The following is a 21,195-nucleotide window of genomic DNA, read 5'->3' as shown; positions in this document are numbered from 1 at the left end:
GAAAGGCCTAAAACAACCGTAATGACACAATCCAATACACCCTGAGAGAGATTGACGAATACCCGGTTGTTCGACCGGATCATCGCCCTTATCTATTCGGAGTATTCCATACTTTCGTTGCTGAGCATTGGAGCATGAGCGATTCGCCGCCACAAGTCATGCGGAAGTCACCTGACTCCAAGCGCCATTTCTTATCAGAACCTACAAAAGCAAGGTCGCTTCCTTTCAGTTTAAGAACAACCGTTTGGGTTTCACCCGGTTGGATTTCTACCTTCTCGAAATTACGCAAGCGCATAACATCGGGCGTTATGCTGGCAAAAAGATCAGTCGAATAAAGCAACACGCTCTCCTTACCCGCCACCTGACCGTTGTTGGTCACATCGACACTGAAAGTAAGTTCGTCTTCTGCTTTAAATGTCGAACGATCTACTTTAAAGTTGGCATACGTATACGTGTTATAGCTAAGACCCGCGCCAAACGGCCATTGTACATCCATTACCGAATCGTAATTGTAGTTGCCATCCATTTGTCCCATATTTTCACACGGTTTATAATCGTAGGTAGCCAACGAATTGATCAGACGAGGATAGGTGAAAGGAAGTTTACCGCTAAAGTTAACCTCGCCCGTCAGTAGGTTGGTCAGTGCGTCCGCTCCATAATTGCCCGGCAACATTACATGTACAACCGCTTTAACTAAAGGAACGATTTCGTTAATGATACGTGGCCGTCCTTCGTTCAGAACCAATATAACAGGTTTTCCGGTTGCGGCCAAAGCTTTAATCAATTCGGTCTGATTGGTAGACAAATTCAAGTCCGTCAAGTTACCCGGAGTCTCGCAATACGAATTTTCACCAATACAGGCTACAATTACATCCACCCCTTGAGCAGCGGCAACAGCTTTCGCTATCTGCGGTTCATTTTCCTGCCACCACAAAGCATCCTTTGCTGTACTATACGTAACACCCGGCTCGTATTTTATATGCTCCGAACCATATTTCAGGCAAAAAGCTTCATAAATGGTGTTATACGCCTGTGCGCATTCGTCCGCTTTATCGCCCTGCCAAGAATAAGACCAACCTCCGTTCAAACAACGCATGGAGTTTGCGTTAGGTCCGGTGAGTAATATTTTTTTGCCTTTAACAAGCGGCAGTGTCTTGCTTCATTCTTTAATAAAACAATCGATTCTTCGGCGGCTTTCAATGCAACGTTGGCAAATTCGGCACTAGCGAATTTATCATATTTGCGGATATCCCAGTAGGGATTCTCGAACAAGCCGGAACGAATTTTAAGACGGAGCACCCGCCGAACAGCATCGTCGATACGCGACATGGGGACTTCTCCTTCCTGAACCAGTTCTTTCAGATACGTACAGAAACTAACTTCGTAAGGCACCATCGACATATCGATACCGGCGTTAATGGCCAGCTTGATGGCTTCCTTCTTGGTAGCAACGACCCGGTCGCGTGTACAGATGTTATTGATATCCGCCCAATCGGTCACAATCATACCGTCCCAATTTAAGTCTTCCTTCACCCAACCGGTCAGAAGTTCTTTATTAATGTGGAAAGGGATTCCATTATTCACGCCCGAATTAACCATTAACGATAAAGCTCCCGCGCGGATTGCTTCCAAGAAGGGCGCGAAATGCTTCTCACGCATATCGATGTCTGAGATAGAAGAGGGTGTCCGGTCTTTCCCCGACACAGGAACACCGTAACCCATAAAGTGTTTGGCACAAGCCGCTACATTATATTCGCCGATTCGATTCGGATCTTCACCCTGAAAGCCTTTGACCGCCTGAACAGCCATTTGAGCATTTACATAAGCGTCTTCGCCGAAGCTTTCCCACATACGAGCCCAACGCGGATCACGTCCTAAATCCATCACCGGCGCATAGGTCCAAGGAATGCAACCTGCTTTCGTTTCATAAGCAGAAATTTCCGCAGATCGGCGTACCATGCCCCGATTGAAGGTAGCAGCCATATTGATTCCTTGCGGAAAGAAGGTTCCATCGAGGGTATACGTTGTTCCATGAATCTGGTCTACCCCATAAATACATGGAATACCGATTTCTTTCATGGACTTATCCTGAAGTTGTCGGATCATTTTCGCCCAGACTTCTTTCTTCTGAGCCACCCCAAAAGGCACATTGAGAATAGAGCCGACTTTATACTTGCCAATCACCGTGTCAAGCATCGCTTCACTGAGCTTAAAGTTTGCTTTGTCTGTAAAATCGGTAACTACGTCCACCGTTATTTCACACATCTGGCCGATCTTTTCATCCAGTGTCATCTTCTTCAGGATTTTCTCGATACGATTTTCGATGCGAGGATCGGAAGGTATTGCAGGCGGTACCTGCTGGGCAGTAGCATTCATCATAATTCCTAAACAAATAAGTGAGAAAGTTATTGTTCGTTTCATAAGCTATTAATTAAAAAGTCTATTATTCGATTGATTGCTTTATTCATAAGATATATTGTCGAGTCTTTCGATCTCGGTTTTCACTCCGTCGGGCACAAATAAACGTTTCAGTTCATCGACCGTTACAGAGGTAGACGGGCTAAAAGACGAAGAGTTCATGTACTTGAACAACGCGGCATATAGCTGGTTACCTTCGGGCAAGTTGCGGATCGCTTCCAGATCGGCCATGCAAACCAGCAGATCTCCCCTACCCACCTTCAGTTCGAACAGCAGCCCTAGTTTATGATTACGTTCGATGTTATCGATAATCTGCACGAGGGGACGATAGCTTTTAGGCATTCGATCCAAGATTAGCGGATAACTATGTTTGATAACGGAGTACCACTGCCAGTTGGTATGATACTCGGTTGGGAAATCGGCAAAAAGAGGATGTTGCGGATTGGTTAAAAGTCCCAGTGTACCCGGTGAAACAGGCTTCTTTGCTTGTTCACAGATGCTCTTGAACATTCGATAATTCCAGTAATCCGTTTGAAACAGACCGCCCACCGTAACTTCCCCACAAGCTTCTTTGCGAGGAATAAGTAGGACTTTGGCTCCCTGCTGCAAGGCATTCGCTACACTATCGGTCAATTGATGCACTACCTGCACACGTCCTTGCTCGATTCGTTGATCGGCAGGGTAAATCCACACCGGATATCGGTTCCGGTACGAAGTTCCATCAATGCGCAAAGATAACTCGGCTTTGCAAGCTCTCTTTACGTTGGGTAGTATCAGGTTTATGGTTCCGGCATCCAATACACCTATCCCACTCGGAAGGTTCAATCGACCTTTTTTCAGTACTTTCTTATCTACCAAGAGTCGCCAAGACAGTGTTCTTCCTGCTAATGATTCCTTATAATTAGCCACTTCGACCGCAGCGCTAAAAGCATCATCCCCTCTCCAACAATATTTCTCCATACGCAATAAAGGCACGACTTCGCAACAAAACTCTTTCCATTCGCGAGGGGTAACCAAACCTTTACTGTCCATAAAAGCATTCAATATACCGACATAGGCAGATCCTTGACCGGGATAATCCTGCAAATCCAACAGTTGGAAGCCAGCCATATACTTGGAACGCAAATTCATTTCGATGTCCGCCCTGTATAATTCGACAGCCCAAGCACCAGACGCCTTTAAGAAATCATCCGCTTGCTCCGCCATGCCGGCTTTCTCTAAACGATCCCGAAAGATCTCAAAGTTCCAAGGAGCCAAAACACCTGTGTACTTCGCTATCTCCCGGTAATCCGGATAAATCTGAAACTGCCCGGTTTCATGACCGATAACGGGAACAGGCGATTTCTCTGCAATCCCGTCGAAATTCATCTTTGTATTCGGATAGGTATTGTTCAGGTAACCACCTTCGTCAGCATCGGCAAAAGAGAAAGACGCACGCGTATGAGAAGAATAGCCTTCACCACCACCCCAAACGGCAAGTTACCAGAAAGTCTTCACCGGGAATATGTCCTTTCCATCCCAGAAAGTTGTTTGATCCATACGCATATAAGTGGCGGCCTTCCATCGTCCGGAATTGTTCCACCAAGCATTTCAACGTGTTCATGTCTCCACTTAACTCATTGCCCAATGCAAACAAAACAAAGGATGCATGGTTACTATATTCGCCCTGAATCTTCTCGCCATCATGAAGCAAAAAGTCAGTTAACTCTTTTCCCGCTTCGGTTATTTCTCCCCAGATAGGAAGTTCCGGTTGTAAATAGATACCCACTCGATCAGCTGCTTCAAAGCAAGCTTCGGGTGGACACCAAGAATGGAAACGACAATGGTTTAGTCCATATTCTTGCATATTTTAAAATAACGCATCCATTCGTCGAGTCCCATAGCGGTATGCCCGGTCAATGGAAATACACAGGCATCATGCTTCCCTCTCAGAAAGGTTTGAACACTATTGATTGTGAAATGCGAACGATCGGCACCAAAGTCACGTAGGCCGAAAGTGACAGTTTTTTCATCGAACCCGTCTATCGCTACTTGCAACCGATACAAAGCCGGATGAAGATCGCTCCACAACATAGCTCCCTTACCCAAGGGGTACGTAAACTCATAGACTTTACAACCATCTTTCAATGGGTACACGGCTGATGCCGCCACATGCCGCTTGGACGTATTGAATGCGGAAGCCGACAAGCGAATTTTCTTTCCATTCAAGTCTGCATTCTGCGACAAGGTGACCTGCACACGTACGGAGTTTTCACTCGCCTGCGGATAGGTTTGCACCGAGGCTATGAATAGCGGATTCATGATTTGTAATTCGATCCGCCCGATAATGCCGTTCCAATTCGTTTGCGTAGACTCGGTGCAAGCATGAGAACTCGTACGAATCTGACGAGGTATGCTTTCTCCATTATCCACCCGAATCGTTATCTTATGCTTTCCGGGAGTTAACAATGAGGTCAGATTATAACGATGTGGGGTAGAAAGGCTTTCAGACTTTCCCGCCAAATAATTATCGACCCAGACCATTGTGGGACGGGTACGTTCGAGAAATAATTCAATATGCTTTCCGTTCCACTCCGAAGGGATATCAATAATTTTGCTATACCAGGCCGGTCCTTGGTAGCTATAATAGCGGGATAAGAATGTAGTTTCCGCTTTATTTGTATTTATCGTACCTTTGCGGTTCGTGTCCGTGGTTCCCGGCAAAAGCACGTGATCCGGTAGATCTATATTCCAATATTCCCTGCTGAAACCTTCATCATTAGGATCGAAATTAAAATTCCAATCTCCACGCAAGTCAACAACCTGCCTGAATTCATTATCTCCTGCCCATAACCCCATGGAAAAGCTCCAGAAAGCAATCAATAAGATGATCTTTATTTTCATTCGCATCCTTTTATATTACGATTTCTATAAATATCAGTAGCGGTTCCGTATCTCTCTCGCAATATAGCGTCCCATCAATTGTTGGCCTTCCACATCCGGATGAAGACCATCTCTGAGGTAACGTCCACGAGCCCCCCAGACTTCAGTTTTCTCGCTGATGCCACATTCTGAATAACAATCGATAACTTGCACAGAGAGAGCCTGACAAATCTCACGCAAGATAGCTATCTTTTTTAAATTAAGTTCATTCCGTTCTACATTTCCTGTCTGGATAGGAGTACATAAAAACACACGACACTTCGGATAATGTTCGATGATAGTCTGAATAGACCAACGCGCTCCGCCCGCCATAGTTGTGAGATTTACCTCGTCCAGTGTTTTTCCTTTCAAGGCTTCGGCAGCGGTGCCTAGATTCGTATCATTGGTTCCCATGGAGAAAACAAAAACATCCGGTGCGGGAAACAGCCCCTGCTCTACCTCTGCCAAGAATTTCTGAATATGTATTTTAGATACGTTGTTATGCCGTTTCTGTATCTCAGCCTGATCATCTGTCGGTTGCCATCCCCCGGAGATTCCGGCAAAATCTTTGCTATTATATTCCTGCGTATCGGTATAGCATGCCCAAGTAGCCGAACCAACCGCTACATTGTGATGCGTAGCAAACCCTAACAGATCGACTACGGTTTTTGACCATTGGTTTCCGGCAGTAATACTATTGCCATCACATCCGAAATGTAGTTTACTAAAATCCGGCAATGCGGTTGTTTGCGCCTGAACAGTACAACACCCCAACCAGATCAAAATGATCGATAACAGCTTTTTCATTGATCTCCTCTTATTATTATTAAAAACTTTCCATGATCTCCATACACATTCGCCCGTTATGATATGGGCATTTCCAGAATCCGGCTTTATCATCGTCTTTATTCACGGTTCCATCCGCCCGAAGGCTCCAGAACCATTCTCCTGCTTCGGTATCTAACAGATACTTTTTCACAAATTCCCAGCACTGCACGGCACGCAAAAGAGAAGCCTCATCACCAAAATACTGATACAGATTTATGTAGCCTACAATAGCTTCTGCCTGTACCCACCAATGGCGGTCGGCATCTATGGAAGCGTGGTCCCCATGCATCTCGTACATCATCCCCGCCCCGGGTAAGAAACCTTCGGAAGCTGCTTCGGCAATCGCGATGACGTGTGGTTTTATACGAGCCAGTAACTTCTTATCATTGATCACCAAAGCGGCTTCGTATAGCAACCACGATGCCTCAATATCATGGCCATAGGATACAATATTATATTTATTATTCCAATCATCATCAAAGAAGAGTTGCAAGTGTTTGGTTTCCTTATTTAAGATACGCTCCACAAAGAGATCGATCAGGTTGCGCAGTTGTTGTTCTAACAATTCGCTCTTCCAAACTCGGAAAAGATTGGTGTACGGCTCAAGGATATGCAAATGGGTATTCATCGTCTTCCGCTCATTCTCATCTTTTTCACTCAACCGCATGTCGTCCATTTCTTTCCATTCCCTACTTAATGCTTCGCAATAACCATTTTTCTCTGAATCAAAGCTATGCTTCTCAATGTCATAAAACAGTCGAATCGCATAATCCAAAGCTTCCGCATCACCGGTAGCGTGGTGATATTCACTTAACCCATAAATGGCAAAGCCCAATGCATAGATCTGTTTTTTCGTATCCAACGGATTCCCGTTTTCATCGATCGACCAATATACGCCACCGTATTCGGCATCATAGAATCGATCGATAATCTCCCGCTTGGCACGGGTAGCTATTGCCAGGTATTCGTCTGCACGAAGTAGCCGATAGGCTGACGAGAAAGTCCACAGAATACGAGCGTTCAGAATGGCACCTTTGGGAGTTCCGGGTACTAAAACGCCTTCACCCGAAATACAGCCGTGAAATCCCCCGTGCTCCCGATCGACCATTCGATCCATCCAGAAAGGCAGTATGTTCTCTGTCAACACCTGCTGCATCTCCTTTTTCAACTTCATCGTATCTATTTTCATCTTATTTTCTTTTTGCGTTCAGCTGAGCGGTAATCTCCTTCATTTTCTTCTCTGAGAGCGGATACATGCTAATAAATATGACGCTCAACACAGTTCCTACGGCAGGTAACCAACTCAAAAACATCTTAATACCATGAATCGTTTCTTCACTTTGCACCGCATTGGCTTCAAAACCGAAGAAAGCAAGCAACCAACCGGTAAGAGCACTACCAATGGCCCACCCGAATTTCTGGCTCATCGAAGAGGAAGAGAAGATCAATCCTGTAGCCCGGTTGCCTGTATTCAACTCGGAGTAGTCGGCACAATCGGCATACATCGACCATAATAGGGGGAAAATGCTTCCGGCACAGATACTGATCAAGATCTGGAATATAAAGATTAAAGCCAATTCATCTTTATCGAACCAGTAGAAGATAATCGAAAGTACAGTTGCCAGAAGCATAGCCGACATATAAGTTTTCTTTTTACCTATGCAATTACTCAAGGGAGCTGCCAGTACCACACCAACAATGTTGGCAGCTTGTCCCACTGCCAGATAAAGTCCACTCAAGACAAAGGATACCCCAAATAAAGAGACTGAGGCATGGCTTTCTTCTACAATGTAATACTTAAAGTAATACACCGTCGCCCCATCCCGAATGGAATTGAACACTAACGCAGCTACGCCGGCTCCTAACAAAATCCACCACGGCCGGTTATGCAACAAATCAAGTATATCACTCTTTAATGGGTTTTGTTTCTCCTTAATCGGTTTGACCCGCTCTTTGGTCCAAGCAAAACAACCATAGAACAGAATGGCACATAAAATAGCAATAACTACTACACTCATCATCCATCCATGTCGTTCAGTATGTCCCTGGCTGAAATAATTCACCATCGGCATGAATAAAAGCAATGCGATGAAGCTGCCTATGTAAGCAAAAGTCATGCGATAAGTGGATAACGTATTCCGCTCTTTAGGTTCGGCACTCATCACACCGAGTAAAGAAGCATAGGGTACATTGATAGCCGAATAAACCATCATCATGAGCGAGTAGGTTATGTATGCGTACACCACTTTCCCGGTATCACTCAAGTTCGGAGTTGTAAATGTCAATATACCGATCAATGCGAATGGAATGGCAAGATATAATAAATAAGGCCGGAACTTCCCCCAACGTGTATGCGTACGGTCGGCAATGATACCCACGATTGGATCGAACGCCGAATCCCAGACACGCGTAATCAGAAACATCGTACCTACTACGGCGGCAGGCATACCGAATACATCGGTATAAAATATCATCAGGTAGGAACCAAAAAGTTTCCAAAACATGGACGAAGCCATATCGCCAAAGCCATACCCAATCTTTTCTTTCAAACTTATCATAGCATCTATTTTATTTTCTGAAAGTCTTGCTAAACGTACGCTATTTCTTCAAGAGTCGCAAGTTTTTCTCTATCTGTTTTTTCAAGGTTTCTACCGAAGCAGAAGACGTAAATCCGTCCGCAGGCGTATGCATACAATAATCAACCAACTGATCGACCGTAGAAGTAGCCACATGCATACGGGTATCTGAAGAAGCATAATAAATAAAGACCTTACCGTCTTCATCGACAATCCACCCATTGGTAAACAATACATTAGAAACATCGCCTATACGCTCCTCTCCCTCCGGTGCCATAAAGAAGCCGGCGGGAGTTGCGGTCAGTTTCGTGGGATCTTCGAGCGAGGTCATATACATATATAGCACATAACGCAGCCCAGCCGCACAACCTCGTACGCCATGCGCCAGGTGCAACCACCCTTGGGATGTCTTAATTGGATGAGGCCCTTCTCCGTTTTTCACTTCTTTAATCGTATGGTAATAGCGCTGATCGATAATCTTTTCTTCCCGGACTTCGGCATTTGTCATATCTTCAACCAATGCCCATCCGATACCACCCCCACTTCCGGCGTCAATGAATCCATCCTGAGGGCGGGTATACAAAGCATATTTACCATCGACAAATTCCGAATGAAGCACTACGTTGCGTTGCTGGCTTTTAGTCTTTAGGTCAGGCAACCTTTCCCAGTTTTTCAAATCTCTGGTACGAGCGATTCCTGCCGTCGCAGTAGCCGACGAGAGATCACCTGCCGAAGCCGCCTCATCATGACGTTCCGCACAGAATATTCCATAAATCCAACCATCTTCATGAGCAGTCAGACGCATATCATACACATTGGTAGCCGGAACAACATCTTCGGGCAATGTTACCGGATAATCCCAAAAGCGGAAATTATCAATACCGTTCGGGCTCTCCGCTACGGCAAAAAAGGATTTACGATCCGCTCCCTCTACACGTACTACCAATAGGTATTTCCCATGCCATTTCATTGCACCGGAATTCAAGGTAGCATTCATGCCAATGCGTTCCATTAAAAAGGGATTCGTTTCTTCGTCCAAGTCGTAACGCCAGAACACAGGGGTATGTGCCGCTGTCAGAATGGGATGTTCGTAACGGGTAAATAGTCCATTTCCTCCGGCAGCCGGTTTATTCACACGCGTAATCAGTTGCTCATGCTCTGCAAACAATTCTTGTATTTTATCTTTAAATGTCTTCATGTTTCTTGATGGATATATTATTCTATTTAAAACTTTAGGTTCTTCAGATCAGTAAGAAACAACGTCTTCGGACTCTGGTAGAATTTCACAAAATCTCCAGCCGAGACCTGCCCCGGATAAGGAGCATAGTAATGTCCCTCCTTTTCACGAGCATTACGCCATACCAATACATAACTAATGGGATATTTACTAATGATAGGCAGCAATGTTTCCGTCCACCAAGTAGAATCAGGAATCGCTTCATATCCGGTCTCGGTTACAGCGATAGGCTTGTCATGTGCTTTTCCGACTGCGGTGAGAATCGTCAACGAACGCTCCATATTTTCAATATACTGTTGTCTATCCATTTGATACGTATCAAAACCCAATAGGTCGATCACGTCATCCCCCGGATAGCGTTCCAAATACTCGGCTGTGTCTTTCGGTTCCGATCCGGTTGAATAGGCATAAAGTACGTTTCGAACTCCTTTTTCTTGCAAGCGGTTGTGAGTCAAACGCCATAAATCTTTATATTGTTGTGTAGTACAAAGGTTTTTGCCCCACCAAAACCAACTTCCCGTATGCTCATGCCAAGGACGGAAAAGAATCGGCACCTTGGCTCCGTCAGGCATCACAAGCGAGTTCATAAAATCGGCAACTTTATCCAGCCAACCCAGAAACTTCTCATGGTTAACCCCACCGGATAGTACAGAAGCAACCACAGTCGTATCGCTTACGTCCCAAGAGTCTTTTCCGGTGACAGGGCTATTTAGATGCCAACTCAAGGAAATTATTCCACCCCGCTGATGCTGAGCCAGAATTTCATTCTTTATTCGATCGAAAGAGACATTATCCAAGTTCGTTGATTTGCCTAATTCAATATGTCCTAAATCGAAAGCCATTACAGCCGGATAATCTCCGCAAACGCTCTTTACATCACTTCGATTCAAATCACCATCCCACCCGATACCATATACGGGATCATCGTGATGGCCAAACATGATACCTTTTTCAGGCATCTTTTTCATTTTCAACAACAGTTCTTCTGTATTTGGTGTACGTTCTATCTTTGTCATATTTGTGCTACAGGAAACAAGCCCTGCTACCAAGACAAACGTTCCAATTAACAAATTCAATCTATTCATGATTGTATATTATTTATATTTATTGCCAAAGTCAACATTGCGATCATTCGGAGTTAAACTTCCAAGAACAGAGAGTAAAGTAGCCCTATACTATAAAATGCCATTCAAAAAAAGATCGACTGACTCTTATAGTTTCTTATCCCTTTATTCCCTTGTTCATAAAGCAGGTCATAAAGGAGAGGAGAACTCACTCCTCCCCCTTTATTCTTATTTCATTGAAGGTAAATCGCTACGAGTTATCACATAAGTTTGTCCCATAGCATCTTGCCACCAAGCATTGTCAGCATGAAGCATCGTTGCTCCATCATTGTCATACCACGGCATAAAGAAGGACCAGGTTGCACCTGCACTCCAGATTGCAGACAGTTTATCCAAGGCTTTACCGCCGTCAACGTTAGCCCCACACTCTCCGAGCGTAATCATCTTCTGCGCATAACTTTTCTTCAGTGCAGCGTACTCCTCTTGTGCCTGAGCCGCTGTCTTGCCGTATAAATCACGTGCAATCATATCTACATATCCGTCACCCGGATAGAATTCGCCATCTTTCACCTGACTGGTCCATACCCAGATCAGATTCTTTACACCTTCATTTTTAAAGTAATCGAACATATATACCCAGAGTTTCTTGAAAGCATCCGCACCATCATTACCCCACCAGAACCAGGCCTTACCGCCTTCGAACTCATAAATATTTCCGGCCGCTTCGTGCAAAGGACGCCATATTACAGGAATACCTTTATCTTGCAACAGTTTGAGATAACCCGCCATCTTCTGCAAGTCAGCTTTCAGAACCCCATTTTCCCAAGTACCGTCGGCCAAGGCTTTCGTTACGGTAAATGTAGTTTGAGTAGGATCGTAAGTCACTTCATTGGCAGCAGCATTCTCACTCTTAGGTACGTTCCAATGCCAGGAAGCTCCTACCAAACCGTTATTATTCCACCAGTCTTCTACTACCTGCGTATCACTATAGTCGATCCAATTGGCAGGTGATGCATATAAATGGATGTAATCGAAAAAAGTAATCGCCGGATATTTGCCTGTAAGTGTATGCACACGTTCGGCTTCATCGATATTCCAACTAACTTTCGCCATAGCGCCAGATAGCGTCTTTTTTCCATAATTAGCGAGTAAATAATCATATACTTTCTGCGCAGCAGGTAAGGCATCCGGTGTGACCAACTTAGTCTGTATCGGTTTATTGGCTACTGTGCTAAAGCTCACTTTAGCTTCCAATGCACCCACTTTAGTAGGACCTACTATCGCGCCTTCGCCCACTGTCAACTGATAAGTTTTTCCTTTTTCAAGTCCGGTAGCTTTAATAGTTACATTCGTTAGAGAAGCCGAGATACTGGTAATCTTAGCGCCTCCACTCAATGTTATCAGTTCATGCCCGGTAGATGGAGAGAACACATTCTGGTTATAAGTCAACACAAGGGTTATATCTTCATCCGGAATGCCGGTCGCACCATTAGCTGGAGTGCTGCTCACCATTTCAGCCGGTTGCAAAGTTCCAATTACCGGATCATCAATGTCGGTACATGCTGTCATCAGCACCAAGCTGATGACAGAAAACATAATACTATATATTCCTTTTTTCATACTATTCAATTATTATTTGATCGATACAGAAACTGCCGTGTAGTTCTTACCGGATATGATCATACCACCGGCCAACAGTTTAGAGAGAATATCTGCGGTAATAGTCAGTTCAAAATCACCGGTAATATCAAAATATTCAGTTCCATCGGCTATGGCAACCCAGTTGCCGCCTTTAAACGAACCTTGTGCTCCCGCCAAGACATCCGCAGTCTTTACGACTATCTTTTGACCCACTTTAGCCTTAGCAAACAAACTGACGTCCGTAAGTTGCAGACTGCCCGCTCCAGTTGTCCGGCATAACCTGGTTGCCTGTCCAGATGGGTTGTGCAGCCGTTCCGCCCTTCGTGATAATGGAGACTTTCGATATAATCAGATGTTGGCCTTGAATCACCGTAGCCGTAGTTGACCATCCGTCATTTGTCGTGAGAATCCGAGTCAGGAAAGCTTGCGTCAATTCCATTTCATACGAGGTTTGAGCAAGATCGTTAAACTCAAGCATTTGCCCCCATTGCCCCCAATTGGCGTCATTAATTTGGAGTTGTCCGCTACCTGTTACCGCAAAGTAGAATTTCAGAATAGAACCGGCTTTGACATCGTTGAATGCTTCTTTATACAGACGGAAAGCACCACCAGCAGCTTCACCAGCCCAACTACCCAAGTCACGAACCTGATCCATAATAATAGTTTCAATTGTACCTGAACCAATCACGTCTATGATATAATCAATTGATCCGTTGGATGAGATCAAGGTAACAGTGGTTTTCCCACCCGCATTATTCGGGATCAGCATATACAAAGTAGACTTTTGAAGGATATACTGCGTATTACTGCCATTCACTTGCACGTTTGTCAGCTTATCAGCATTCTGCACAGCTACAGATAAGATCTCTCCCGCTTTTATGTCTACATCATCACCTGGTAATTCGGGGATATAGCAGAATACAGGCTTGGTAATGTCTAACGAAGCACAAGTAACTGTCTCCCCATTCTTCATCTTCAAAATTACTTCTCCGCTTTCTGCATCGGCAGGAACCTTCACCGCTAACTCGGCAGCTGCCTGAGACAAGATCGTTCCCTGCTTACCACCACCGAAGGTTACATTAGTTACTAAATCGAGATGTTTACCTATCAATGCCAATTCACTACCTGCGGCAACCGGAGAAGGATTATAAGCCAACACTTCTGGTTTCAATGTAGAAATAACAATCGGAGCAGACGTATTGCCACTTGCCGTATGCAATATCAAGTTACCACTGATAGCAGCTTCGGGCATTTCTACTTTGATCGAAGTCGCACTTATCGATTGCGGCTTCACAGCTGCTGCCACTCCCGGGAAAGTGACTGTCGTAGTCAGGTTCATATTCAAGCCCTTGATGGTAATCACATCTCCTGCCCTAAGATCCGTAACGGGTTCTGCCTCCAGTTCTGTTGGAACAGCCATACCGATATTGGCAATAGCCACTTTCACGCCCGAAGGAGCAACCATTGCAATAACACCATCTGTCACTCCATCAGGTAAAGTAAACGACAAAACATTCTCTTCTTTCGTAAACTCTACCGGCGTGCCATTCGGTAATAAAACAGATTCTACCAGATCAATGTCCTTAACAGTTATCTGAACAAGCTCACCCGGCTTCTTATTTGTCAAATCAAGCGTTTTCTCTACAGAAGGTAACACGATTTGAAGTTCGGTTGGCGATTCCAATTCCAATGGAATTTTCTCATTATTAGCCAGAATAATCTTACCGGTCTGAGCTTTACGAGGAACTTCAACGACAATCTTCTTACGTTCCCAAGTGACAAAGTCACCACTACCCACTTCTACATTCTCAGCAAAGATCACGCGTTCAATCAAATTGAGATAATCCCCCTCAATGGTTAGCTTCTCTCCTGCTTTCACGGGAGAAGGTGCCATCTTCGAGACAGATATAGGCTCCGTATACGTAAGGAGAGTCTTGGTTGTGACTTCCAATCCATTCGCAAACCTCAGTTTGACATAGCCTACTTCCGCGTTTTGAGGAATAACGACTTTAATATGTTGGTTGTCTATAACCTCTATGTCGGTTATTTCGATATTTGCCGGCAATGTTACGCTTGTCACACGATCCAGATTCCGGCCGATAAAAGTCAGTTTGCTACCACGCAAAGCAGGACTTGGTCCGAAAGCCTCCAACATCATGCTGCCGGAGTTATCATCGTCATCGTTGTCGCATGCTGTGAATGTCACCGAAAGAACTGCAAGCGCCACCAATATTATTTGATTTAATATTCTATTGAATTTCATATCTTTCATGTTTTGATTAGATTTATTATTGAGCTTTAACCACACGCACATTATCAATATGGAATGTAGGTGTACAAGCAGTTCCGGTCGCTCCGCCACTCTTACCGACAAATAAGGTTATACCCGCATAATGTCCGGCAGCATTCGCACCGATATCGGCTCCCGTATCATTGTATTTAAAGTCAGTCATCGGAATCGTGACTGTGATCCAACCATTCGTTGTATAGGAACCGGTTGCCTTCCAAGGCATCCACAAAGCACGCGGATAATCTGTAGCCCATTTAAAACCTTCATTCGGATTACCGCCGTTAGAAGTTTCCTGCCAGTTCATCCATGCATCTTTTCCACCTGAGAAGATTACCTGCAAAGGTGCCGCCGACCATGGCTGCGTTACACTAACCTCAAACTTCAAAACATATTCTTCCAATTTACCGGCATCAAAAAAGTCGGCTGCGTCTTCGTGGTAAGCCCAACGATCGAAACAGAATTTAGCATCCTCTGTGGACACATTGCCTTCCGCATCTATTTTTACATCACCAGACATAATTAAGTACTGTCCATTAAGGCCTCCTTCTGTTCCGTAACCGGTTCCCCCATGCCAGCCATGCTTGAAGTCTCCATCGGGATACCGTGTGTCAAAATCAAGAATAATGTTACGAGAATCACGGAAGTTAAGCGCACTTTCGCCTGTGCCATATACAGAAGTTACTCGGATAGGGCCATTCTGTGCTCCCTCAGGTACCCGAACCGCAATGTTGTTTACATCGGCACTGACAACTTCTCCTACTACATTTCCGCTAAACTGTACCTTCAAAGGACTGGCCTCTTCATTCACAAAATACAAACCTTGAATATAAGCTATGCCACCATCGGGCACATATTCGCAGGTCATTGACTTCACGTTAGGTACAGGAACCTTAGTTTCAAACTCATAGTAACAAGAATCTTTACCGGTATAGAGCTTTATCAAATCTTGCTTTTCGCCGGGAATTACCGAAGGGATGGTAACGATGATGGCGTTTCCGGTTACAAAGTTCGGATTAAGCTTCGCCTTTTGATCGTTGAAGTAGATTGCATTTACACCTCCCAAGTTCTCACCAATAATCGCAATCCGCTCGCCCAAATAGGCGCTCGAAAGCAAAGAATCGGCAACTGTCGCATCACAAGGACGGATATAACGTACAATCGGTGTTCCGCCACTGGCTCCACCTTGATCATCGTCGTCGGAACAGGCACTGAAAGCGACTAAACTCAGCGCCATAAGAGCTATCTTAAATATATATTTATTCATATTCGATTAAACTTAGAGGTTAAAACTGATAATCTACAGGATCTCGCAGAATAGATGGTGTTTTCGTTATGGTTTCTGCCGGAATAGGTAAAGTCAAATTGCTGGCAGTAATCACAATCTTAGCAGCATCTTTATTTATATAAAATATAGAGCCTTTTCCTTTAGGATCATCACTCGGAGCCAGTGAAGTAAATCCGCCATGATAGGCACCCTCGGCATTCCGTTCTTCCCAAGAGAAGCTACCATTCGAAAAGTACTGGCGTTGACGTTCCATACCATTCAGATAGCTAAGCGCCTTATTCATATCGCGATAGCTCATACGTTTGATGTCGAAGTAGTTGATGCTTTCGAGCGCAAACTCGACACGACGTTCTTTGATCAACTCATCGTATGTGATTGCTGTTTTATCCCATGAAAGTCCGGCACGCGTGCGTATCTCTTTAAACACTTTCAGTGCCAATGCGTCATTGGTAGATGATCCCGCTCCGATACAAGCTTCGACATAACATAAGTATACATCCGACAAACGCAGCATATAAAGGTTATTCCCCGCATCCTGATTTGAAACACCGGCCACTCCCCCGCAATCGCTATTCGCTCCGATGATGTACTTGCGTACATGAGCTAGCATTTCATTGGAAGCTTCCGTACTTTCATCTTCCGAGAAGTTCAAGTAAGAGTAACCGCCACCACCTAAATTAGTATACTTATCACCGTTGCGCATATACGTGTAATAGCGGCGAAGGTCATTTTTCTCAAACGCTTCTTGTAGGCTCAGCGTCGGCCCTTTACCTGCTCCCCACGAGCTTCCCAAGGTAATTAAAGCATTACGCGAGAGAGAAACATTGCGGCCGTTACCATAAGCGTATCCGTCATTTGTGCATTGAAGAGCAAACAAGGACTCAGAGTTGTTGTTACTCACCGGGTAAAACATAGTAGCAAGATCCTGATAAATCTTCAGTCCGCTGTTTCCAATCAAATCAGCTGCGTAAGACTTTGCTTTGGCGAAATTGTCGGCAGAAGCAGCATCCGATAGATGAGAAGCCATAGTCAAATGCAGTTTAGATAGCATACCGATAGCCGTCCATTTGGTGCAACGTCCATTCTGGAATGGTGATAGCGGCAATATTTCTTTCGCAAATTCCAGATCCTGCCGGATAAATTCGTAAACACTAGCTTGTGTATTGCAAATAATCTGGTCGCCCGTAACATTGTTATTCGTAATAATAGGTACATCCTTCCAGTATTCTGTTAGGAAGTAATACGCTATCCCCCGGATGCAACGTGACTCAGCAAGCGCACGCGTAATGACGCTTTCGGAAACTCCATTCGCACGTGCAGCGGCAGGCATACCATTAATAATGTTGTTGCAATAAGAAATGACCCGATAAAGTCCATTCCATCCTTGTGTCAGGAAGGTGTTACCATTCTGGAAAGTCATGTAGTAGAATTGGCCTTCCTGGTCGTACGTATAATAAAGATCGCCTGACAGCTCATCACCCGACATCCACATAAAGTTCATGCCAAAGTCTTGCCAAACATAAGCCGTATAAAGAGAAGCCGTGTTAGCATTAACCGCTTCTTCCGAGGTATAATAAGTCTCCATAACCTGCTCGTCTTCAGGCACAATAGTCAGGAAATCCGAACAAGATGCCGAAGCCAGTAATACAGACGAAAGACAGATTGTTTTAAATATATTTTTCATATCCTATGTTCCTTTAAAGTTAGAATGTAATATTAGCACCCAAAGTATATATACGCGGCGAAGGATAACGTCCCATATCCACATTAGACAATCCGGCCTGCTGGTTATACGAGCCGATTTCCGGATCGAGACCCGAATAACCGGTAAACGTATATACATTTTGCACATTGAAATAAAGCTTGCAATTAGTCATTCCAATCTTGTTTATCCATTTTTTAGGGAAGTTATAACCTAAGGAAATGTTCTGAATACGCAGGTAACTTCCATCTTCAATCCAACGATCGCTCATTCGGTTGTTACCATTGATATCATTTCCACTCCAACGTGGAATAGATGCTCCCGGATTCAGGATGTACGCGTTATCGGAATTTGTCACATCGGTATTGACTCCGTTATGGTATCCCAAACGTGCACGGTTAAGTACAGTCACTGCCTGATTATCCCATTGAGACATTAAACCTTCGGTTTTTACCCGAACATAATTAAGAATATCTCCACCAACCGATCCCGTCAATCCAATGCCTAGTTCCCAGTCCTTATACGTAAACGTATTTGTAAATCCGAAAGTAAAGTCCGGATTCGGGTCACCGATAATTGTTTGATCATATTCACTAATGATTCCATCGGGCACGCCATTCGGACCACTGATATCCTTGAATTTGATATCACCAACCCATGCACCGGTTGTGCGGTGAACTCCTACTCCCTTAGGCAAAGCATGTGTACGCAAATCTTCCGCATTTTCAAACAAGCCTTCGGTCATATATCCGTAGAATACACCAATCGGCTGTCCGACAGTAATCATCGAAACCGTTTGGAAACCGGCATACCAGTCTAGTTTACCGTAAATGGTAGTACCCAGATCATCCAATGCTTTTACTTTGTTACGGTTGAGAGAAAAGGTAAGGTTGGAGTTCCAAGCAAAGTTTTTGGTTACAATATTGCGGGTATTCAAAGCGATATCGATCCCCTTATTTTCTACCTTACCAATATTCATATAAGGAGTTTGAATGTCTTTATATTCCGATCCACCCAGTACCGGAGATACGGAAGGTTGCAACAATAAGTCTTTGGTCGTTTTATAGTAAGCATCTACAGTCAAGTCCACCCGGCCATCGAACAGCCCCAGATCAATACCTAGGTTATACTGCTCAGAAGCTTCCCACTTCAAATCAGGATTCGCATTGCTTGCCATACGGTAGGCTGTACCAAATGAGGACGGAAACGCCATCATGGTCGATCCGAAACGATAGGTGCCGATATTGGCATTACCCACTTGTCCGTAACCAAGACGAAGCTTCAGGTTAGACAACCATTCTTTGGTGTTTTCCATAAACTGCTCACCAGTCACACGCCAAGCTGCCGCAAATGAAGGAAAATATCCCCAACGTTTATTCGCTCCGAATTTAGAAGAACCGTCCGCACGAAGCGTGGCAGTCAGCAGGTAGCGATCTCCATAATTATAATTGGCACGTCCGAAAACGGAAACCATCGTAGCACCATCCTTCCAACCGGTGTTTGAGGTAAACACACCATCCGGGCCAATCACATGAATATCATTGGAGGACAACTGATTCTTCTGCAAAGTTGTTCCTTCCCAAGACGATTTCGAAGTCTCAGTACCGGCCATAAAGTTGACTGTATGTTTTCCAAAACTCTGATTGTAAGTTGCAAAGTTTTTCCAGATCCAATAAAGGCTATGCTCTTCACGTTGCATAATCATGATATCCGTATTTTGTAGCTTACCATATTCATAGCTGGGTTTAAAGCCCTTGTTTACGTTGTTGGAACCATCTATACCGAACTCCGTACGGAAGTTTACATATTTATTGAAGGTGATCTGCCCATAAATATTTCCCATAATACGTTCGCGCAGCAATTTGTTTTCCTGATCCTTGGTCAAAGCAACCGGATTGTAGATCGATGATCCGTTTACTGTTTCCGGTCCGGCATAATTCCCATCGAAATCATACACAGGAACCGAAGGAGACATCAATGCGGCTTGCATAACCACACCATTGATACCGTCATTATTAATAATCGATTCATTCGTACGCGAGTAAGAAAGAGAAGCGCCGACCTTGACATATTTATTAAACTCAGAATCAATATTCATACGTCCCGTATAGCGTCCAAAATCGGAAGCCAGTAATATACCGTCTTGCCCCATATAGCCCATGGAAAAAGCATACTGTGTTTTATCCGTTCCACCGGTTACCGATAGATTGTGGCTGTGCATCCAGGCATCTCCCGTAACAGCATCTTGCCAATCGGTACCTTTACCCAATAAAGAAGGGTCCAGATAAGCAACATCCACATTATAAAGCGAACCCTCTTCGTTCAATTGTTTCTGATACGTACCGAACTCACGGAGATTCATCATATCCAACTTCCCGGTACGTTGTTGCAAAGCCGCATATCCATCATACGAGATATTAGTACGGCCTTTCGTGCCGCGCTTCGTTGTGATAATTACAACCCCATTAGCACCGGCAGCACCATAGATAGCTGTGGCGGAAGCATCTTTCAATACGTCCATAGAAACGATATCACTTGGTGCGATGGAAGCTAGCGGATTCACAAGTTTCTGGCCGTTAGAACCACCCGACCAGTCAAAACCGGAAGCTGTTGTTCCTTCACCACTCATTGGGATTCCGTCAATAATGTAAAGAGGTTCATTCGTATTATTGATAGAGCTTGCTCCGCGAATACGTATCGAGTTAGCTGCTCCCGGAGCACCGGAATTGGCAGCAACTTGTACCCCGGCCACACGTCCTTGCAACATCTGGTCTACATTGGTAACAATCGATTCTCTCAATTTATCACCCGACAGGTTGGCAACCGAACCGGTCAGGTCACTCTTCTTCATAGTACCATAACCAACCACCACTACTTCATCCAACACTTCGGTATCCTCTTTCATGACGACTTGAAGTGTTCGCTGACCAGCCTGTAAGGTTATCTCTTGTGCCTTGTAACCAACACTTGAAACAATCAAGACTCTCTTTTCAGAAGGCATATTCAACGTAAACCTTCCATTAAAGTCAGTAATAGTACCTGTTTTCGTTCCTTTCACTAACACACTAGCTCCAATCAAAGGAGATCCGTCGTTGGAGTCGGTTATCACACCTGTGACGGCTGTTTGTTGAGCTAAAACATGGCTACTCATCAAAAGGGCCATTAGAAACAACATAATGTTCTTCATATTAACACATAGATTTTAATAAATGATTTTTTATGGAAGTCTAAGCAACCATAGAAACGAAACAGG

The 21,195-nt window shown here is 44.4% G+C and carries 14 protein-coding genes and 1 pseudogene; all 15 read right to left on the bottom strand.

The features are described from left to right. Nucleotides 1–88 precede the first annotated feature (88 nt). Nucleotides 89–2,379 (bottom strand): annotated as a pseudogene (locus tag JCM10512_RS00410) (glycoside hydrolase family 3 N-terminal domain-containing protein). 81 nt (nt 2,380–2,460) lie between these two features. Beyond that, nucleotides 2,461–3,786, bottom strand: a complete 1,326-nt coding sequence (locus JCM10512_RS23230; RefSeq protein ID WP_244436781.1) for a DUF8487 domain-containing protein — start codon at nt 3,784–3,786, stop codon at nt 2,461–2,463. 88 nt (nt 3,787–3,874) lie between these two features. After that, the gene (locus JCM10512_RS23225; protein WP_244436778.1) at nt 3,875–4,264 is read right to left on the bottom strand and encodes a hypothetical protein; all 390 of its coding nucleotides are present in this window, start codon (nt 4,262–4,264) and stop codon (nt 3,875–3,877) included. Then, nucleotides 4,246–5,301: a sugar-binding domain-containing protein gene (locus JCM10512_RS23220; protein WP_244436777.1), complete on the bottom strand. Its 1,056-nt coding sequence runs from the start codon at nt 5,299–5,301 to the stop codon at nt 4,246–4,248. Before JCM10512_RS23220 ends, JCM10512_RS23225 begins: the two co-directional genes overlap by 19 nt. Nucleotides 5,302–5,334: 33 nt before the next feature. Then, nucleotides 5,335–6,126 (bottom strand): SGNH/GDSL hydrolase family protein, encoded by a 792-nt coding sequence (locus JCM10512_RS00400; protein ID WP_044159294.1) that lies wholly within the window; start codon nt 6,124–6,126, stop codon nt 5,335–5,337. 19 nt (nt 6,127–6,145) lie between these two features. After that, the gene (locus JCM10512_RS00395) at nt 6,146–7,336 is read right to left on the bottom strand and encodes an AGE family epimerase/isomerase (protein WP_044159290.1); all 1,191 of its coding nucleotides are present in this window, start codon (nt 7,334–7,336) and stop codon (nt 6,146–6,148) included. A 1-nt stretch (nt 7,337) separates the two neighbouring features. Further along, nucleotides 7,338–8,705: an MFS transporter gene (locus JCM10512_RS00390; protein ID WP_044159287.1), complete on the bottom strand. Its 1,368-nt coding sequence runs from the start codon at nt 8,703–8,705 to the stop codon at nt 7,338–7,340. Between the two features lie 40 nt (nt 8,706–8,745). Further along, nucleotides 8,746–9,921: a glycoside hydrolase family 130 protein gene (locus tag JCM10512_RS00385; protein WP_044159285.1), complete on the bottom strand. Its 1,176-nt coding sequence runs from the start codon at nt 9,919–9,921 to the stop codon at nt 8,746–8,748. 26 nt (nt 9,922–9,947) lie between these two features. Beyond that, nucleotides 9,948–11,048 carry a glycoside hydrolase family 26 protein gene (locus JCM10512_RS00380; RefSeq protein ID WP_044159281.1) on the bottom strand — a complete coding sequence of 367 codons (1,101 nt, stop codon included), beginning with the start codon at nt 11,046–11,048 and terminating at the stop codon, nt 9,948–9,950. Nucleotides 11,049–11,252: 204 nt separating this feature from the next. Then, the gene (locus tag JCM10512_RS00375; RefSeq protein WP_081741172.1) at nt 11,253–12,644 is read right to left on the bottom strand and encodes a glycosyl hydrolase; all 1,392 of its coding nucleotides are present in this window, start codon (nt 12,642–12,644) and stop codon (nt 11,253–11,255) included. A gap of 12 nt (nt 12,645–12,656) precedes the next feature. Beyond that, a complete protein-coding gene (locus JCM10512_RS00370) occupies nt 12,657–12,878 on the bottom strand; it encodes a hypothetical protein (RefSeq protein WP_148298207.1) in 222 nt (73 codons plus the stop codon). 7 nt (nt 12,879–12,885) lie between these two features. Then, nucleotides 12,886–14,928: an IPT/TIG domain-containing protein gene (locus tag JCM10512_RS00365; protein ID WP_148298206.1), complete on the bottom strand. Its 2,043-nt coding sequence runs from the start codon at nt 14,926–14,928 to the stop codon at nt 12,886–12,888. A gap of 25 nt (nt 14,929–14,953) precedes the next feature. Then, complete coding sequence (locus JCM10512_RS00360; RefSeq protein ID WP_148298205.1) at nt 14,954–16,219, bottom strand: glycan-binding surface protein; 1,266 nt, start codon at nt 16,217–16,219, stop codon at nt 14,954–14,956. A 19-nt stretch (nt 16,220–16,238) separates the two neighbouring features. Further along, nucleotides 16,239–17,924, bottom strand: coding sequence for a RagB/SusD family nutrient uptake outer membrane protein (locus JCM10512_RS00355; RefSeq protein WP_044159276.1), 1,686 nt, complete (start codon nt 17,922–17,924; stop codon nt 16,239–16,241). 19 nt (nt 17,925–17,943) lie between these two features. Continuing rightward, nucleotides 17,944–21,129 carry a SusC/RagA family TonB-linked outer membrane protein gene (locus tag JCM10512_RS00350; protein WP_044159274.1) on the bottom strand — a complete coding sequence of 1,062 codons (3,186 nt, stop codon included), beginning with the start codon at nt 21,127–21,129 and terminating at the stop codon, nt 17,944–17,946. Nucleotides 21,130–21,195: the final 66 nt, after the last annotated feature.

Origin of the sequence: Bacteroides reticulotermitis JCM 10512 (assembly GCF_000517545.1) — a bacterium.
GTDB classification, from domain to species: Bacteria; Bacteroidota; Bacteroidia; order Bacteroidales; family Bacteroidaceae; genus Bacteroides; species Bacteroides reticulotermitis.
The sequence above is the reverse complement of the archived record's forward strand: the minus strand, read 5'-3'. Positions and strand labels throughout refer to the sequence as shown.

Coding starts and splice junctions, on each gene's coding strand:
- JCM10512_RS23230 (WP_244436781.1), bottom strand. CDS start 3,786: ATGAATTTCGACGGGATTGCAGAGAAATCGCCTGTTCCCGTTATCGGT.
- JCM10512_RS23225 (WP_244436778.1), bottom strand. CDS start 4,264: ATGCAAGAATATGGACTAAACCATTGTCGTTTCCATTCTTGGTGTCCA.
- JCM10512_RS23220 (WP_244436777.1), bottom strand. CDS start 5,301: ATGAAAATAAAGATCATCTTATTGATTGCTTTCTGGAGCTTTTCCATG.
- JCM10512_RS00400 (WP_044159294.1), bottom strand. CDS start 6,126: ATGAAAAAGCTGTTATCGATCATTTTGATCTGGTTGGGGTGTTGTACT.
- JCM10512_RS00395 (WP_044159290.1), bottom strand. CDS start 7,336: ATGAAAATAGATACGATGAAGTTGAAAAAGGAGATGCAGCAGGTGTTG.
- JCM10512_RS00390 (WP_044159287.1), bottom strand. CDS start 8,705: ATGATAAGTTTGAAAGAAAAGATTGGGTATGGCTTTGGCGATATGGCT.
- JCM10512_RS00385 (WP_044159285.1), bottom strand. CDS start 9,921: ATGAAGACATTTAAAGATAAAATACAAGAATTGTTTGCAGAGCATGAG.
- JCM10512_RS00375 (WP_081741172.1), bottom strand. CDS start 12,644: ATGAAAAAAGGAATATATAGTATTATGTTTTCTGTCATCAGCTTGGTG.
- JCM10512_RS00365 (WP_148298206.1), bottom strand. CDS start 14,928: ATGAAATTCAATAGAATATTAAATCAAATAATATTGGTGGCGCTTGCA.
- JCM10512_RS00360 (WP_148298205.1), bottom strand. CDS start 16,219: ATGAATAAATATATATTTAAGATAGCTCTTATGGCGCTGAGTTTAGTC.
- JCM10512_RS00355 (WP_044159276.1), bottom strand. CDS start 17,924: ATGAAAAATATATTTAAAACAATCTGTCTTTCGTCTGTATTACTGGCT.
- JCM10512_RS00350 (WP_044159274.1), bottom strand. CDS start 21,129: ATGAAGAACATTATGTTGTTTCTAATGGCCCTTTTGATGAGTAGCCAT.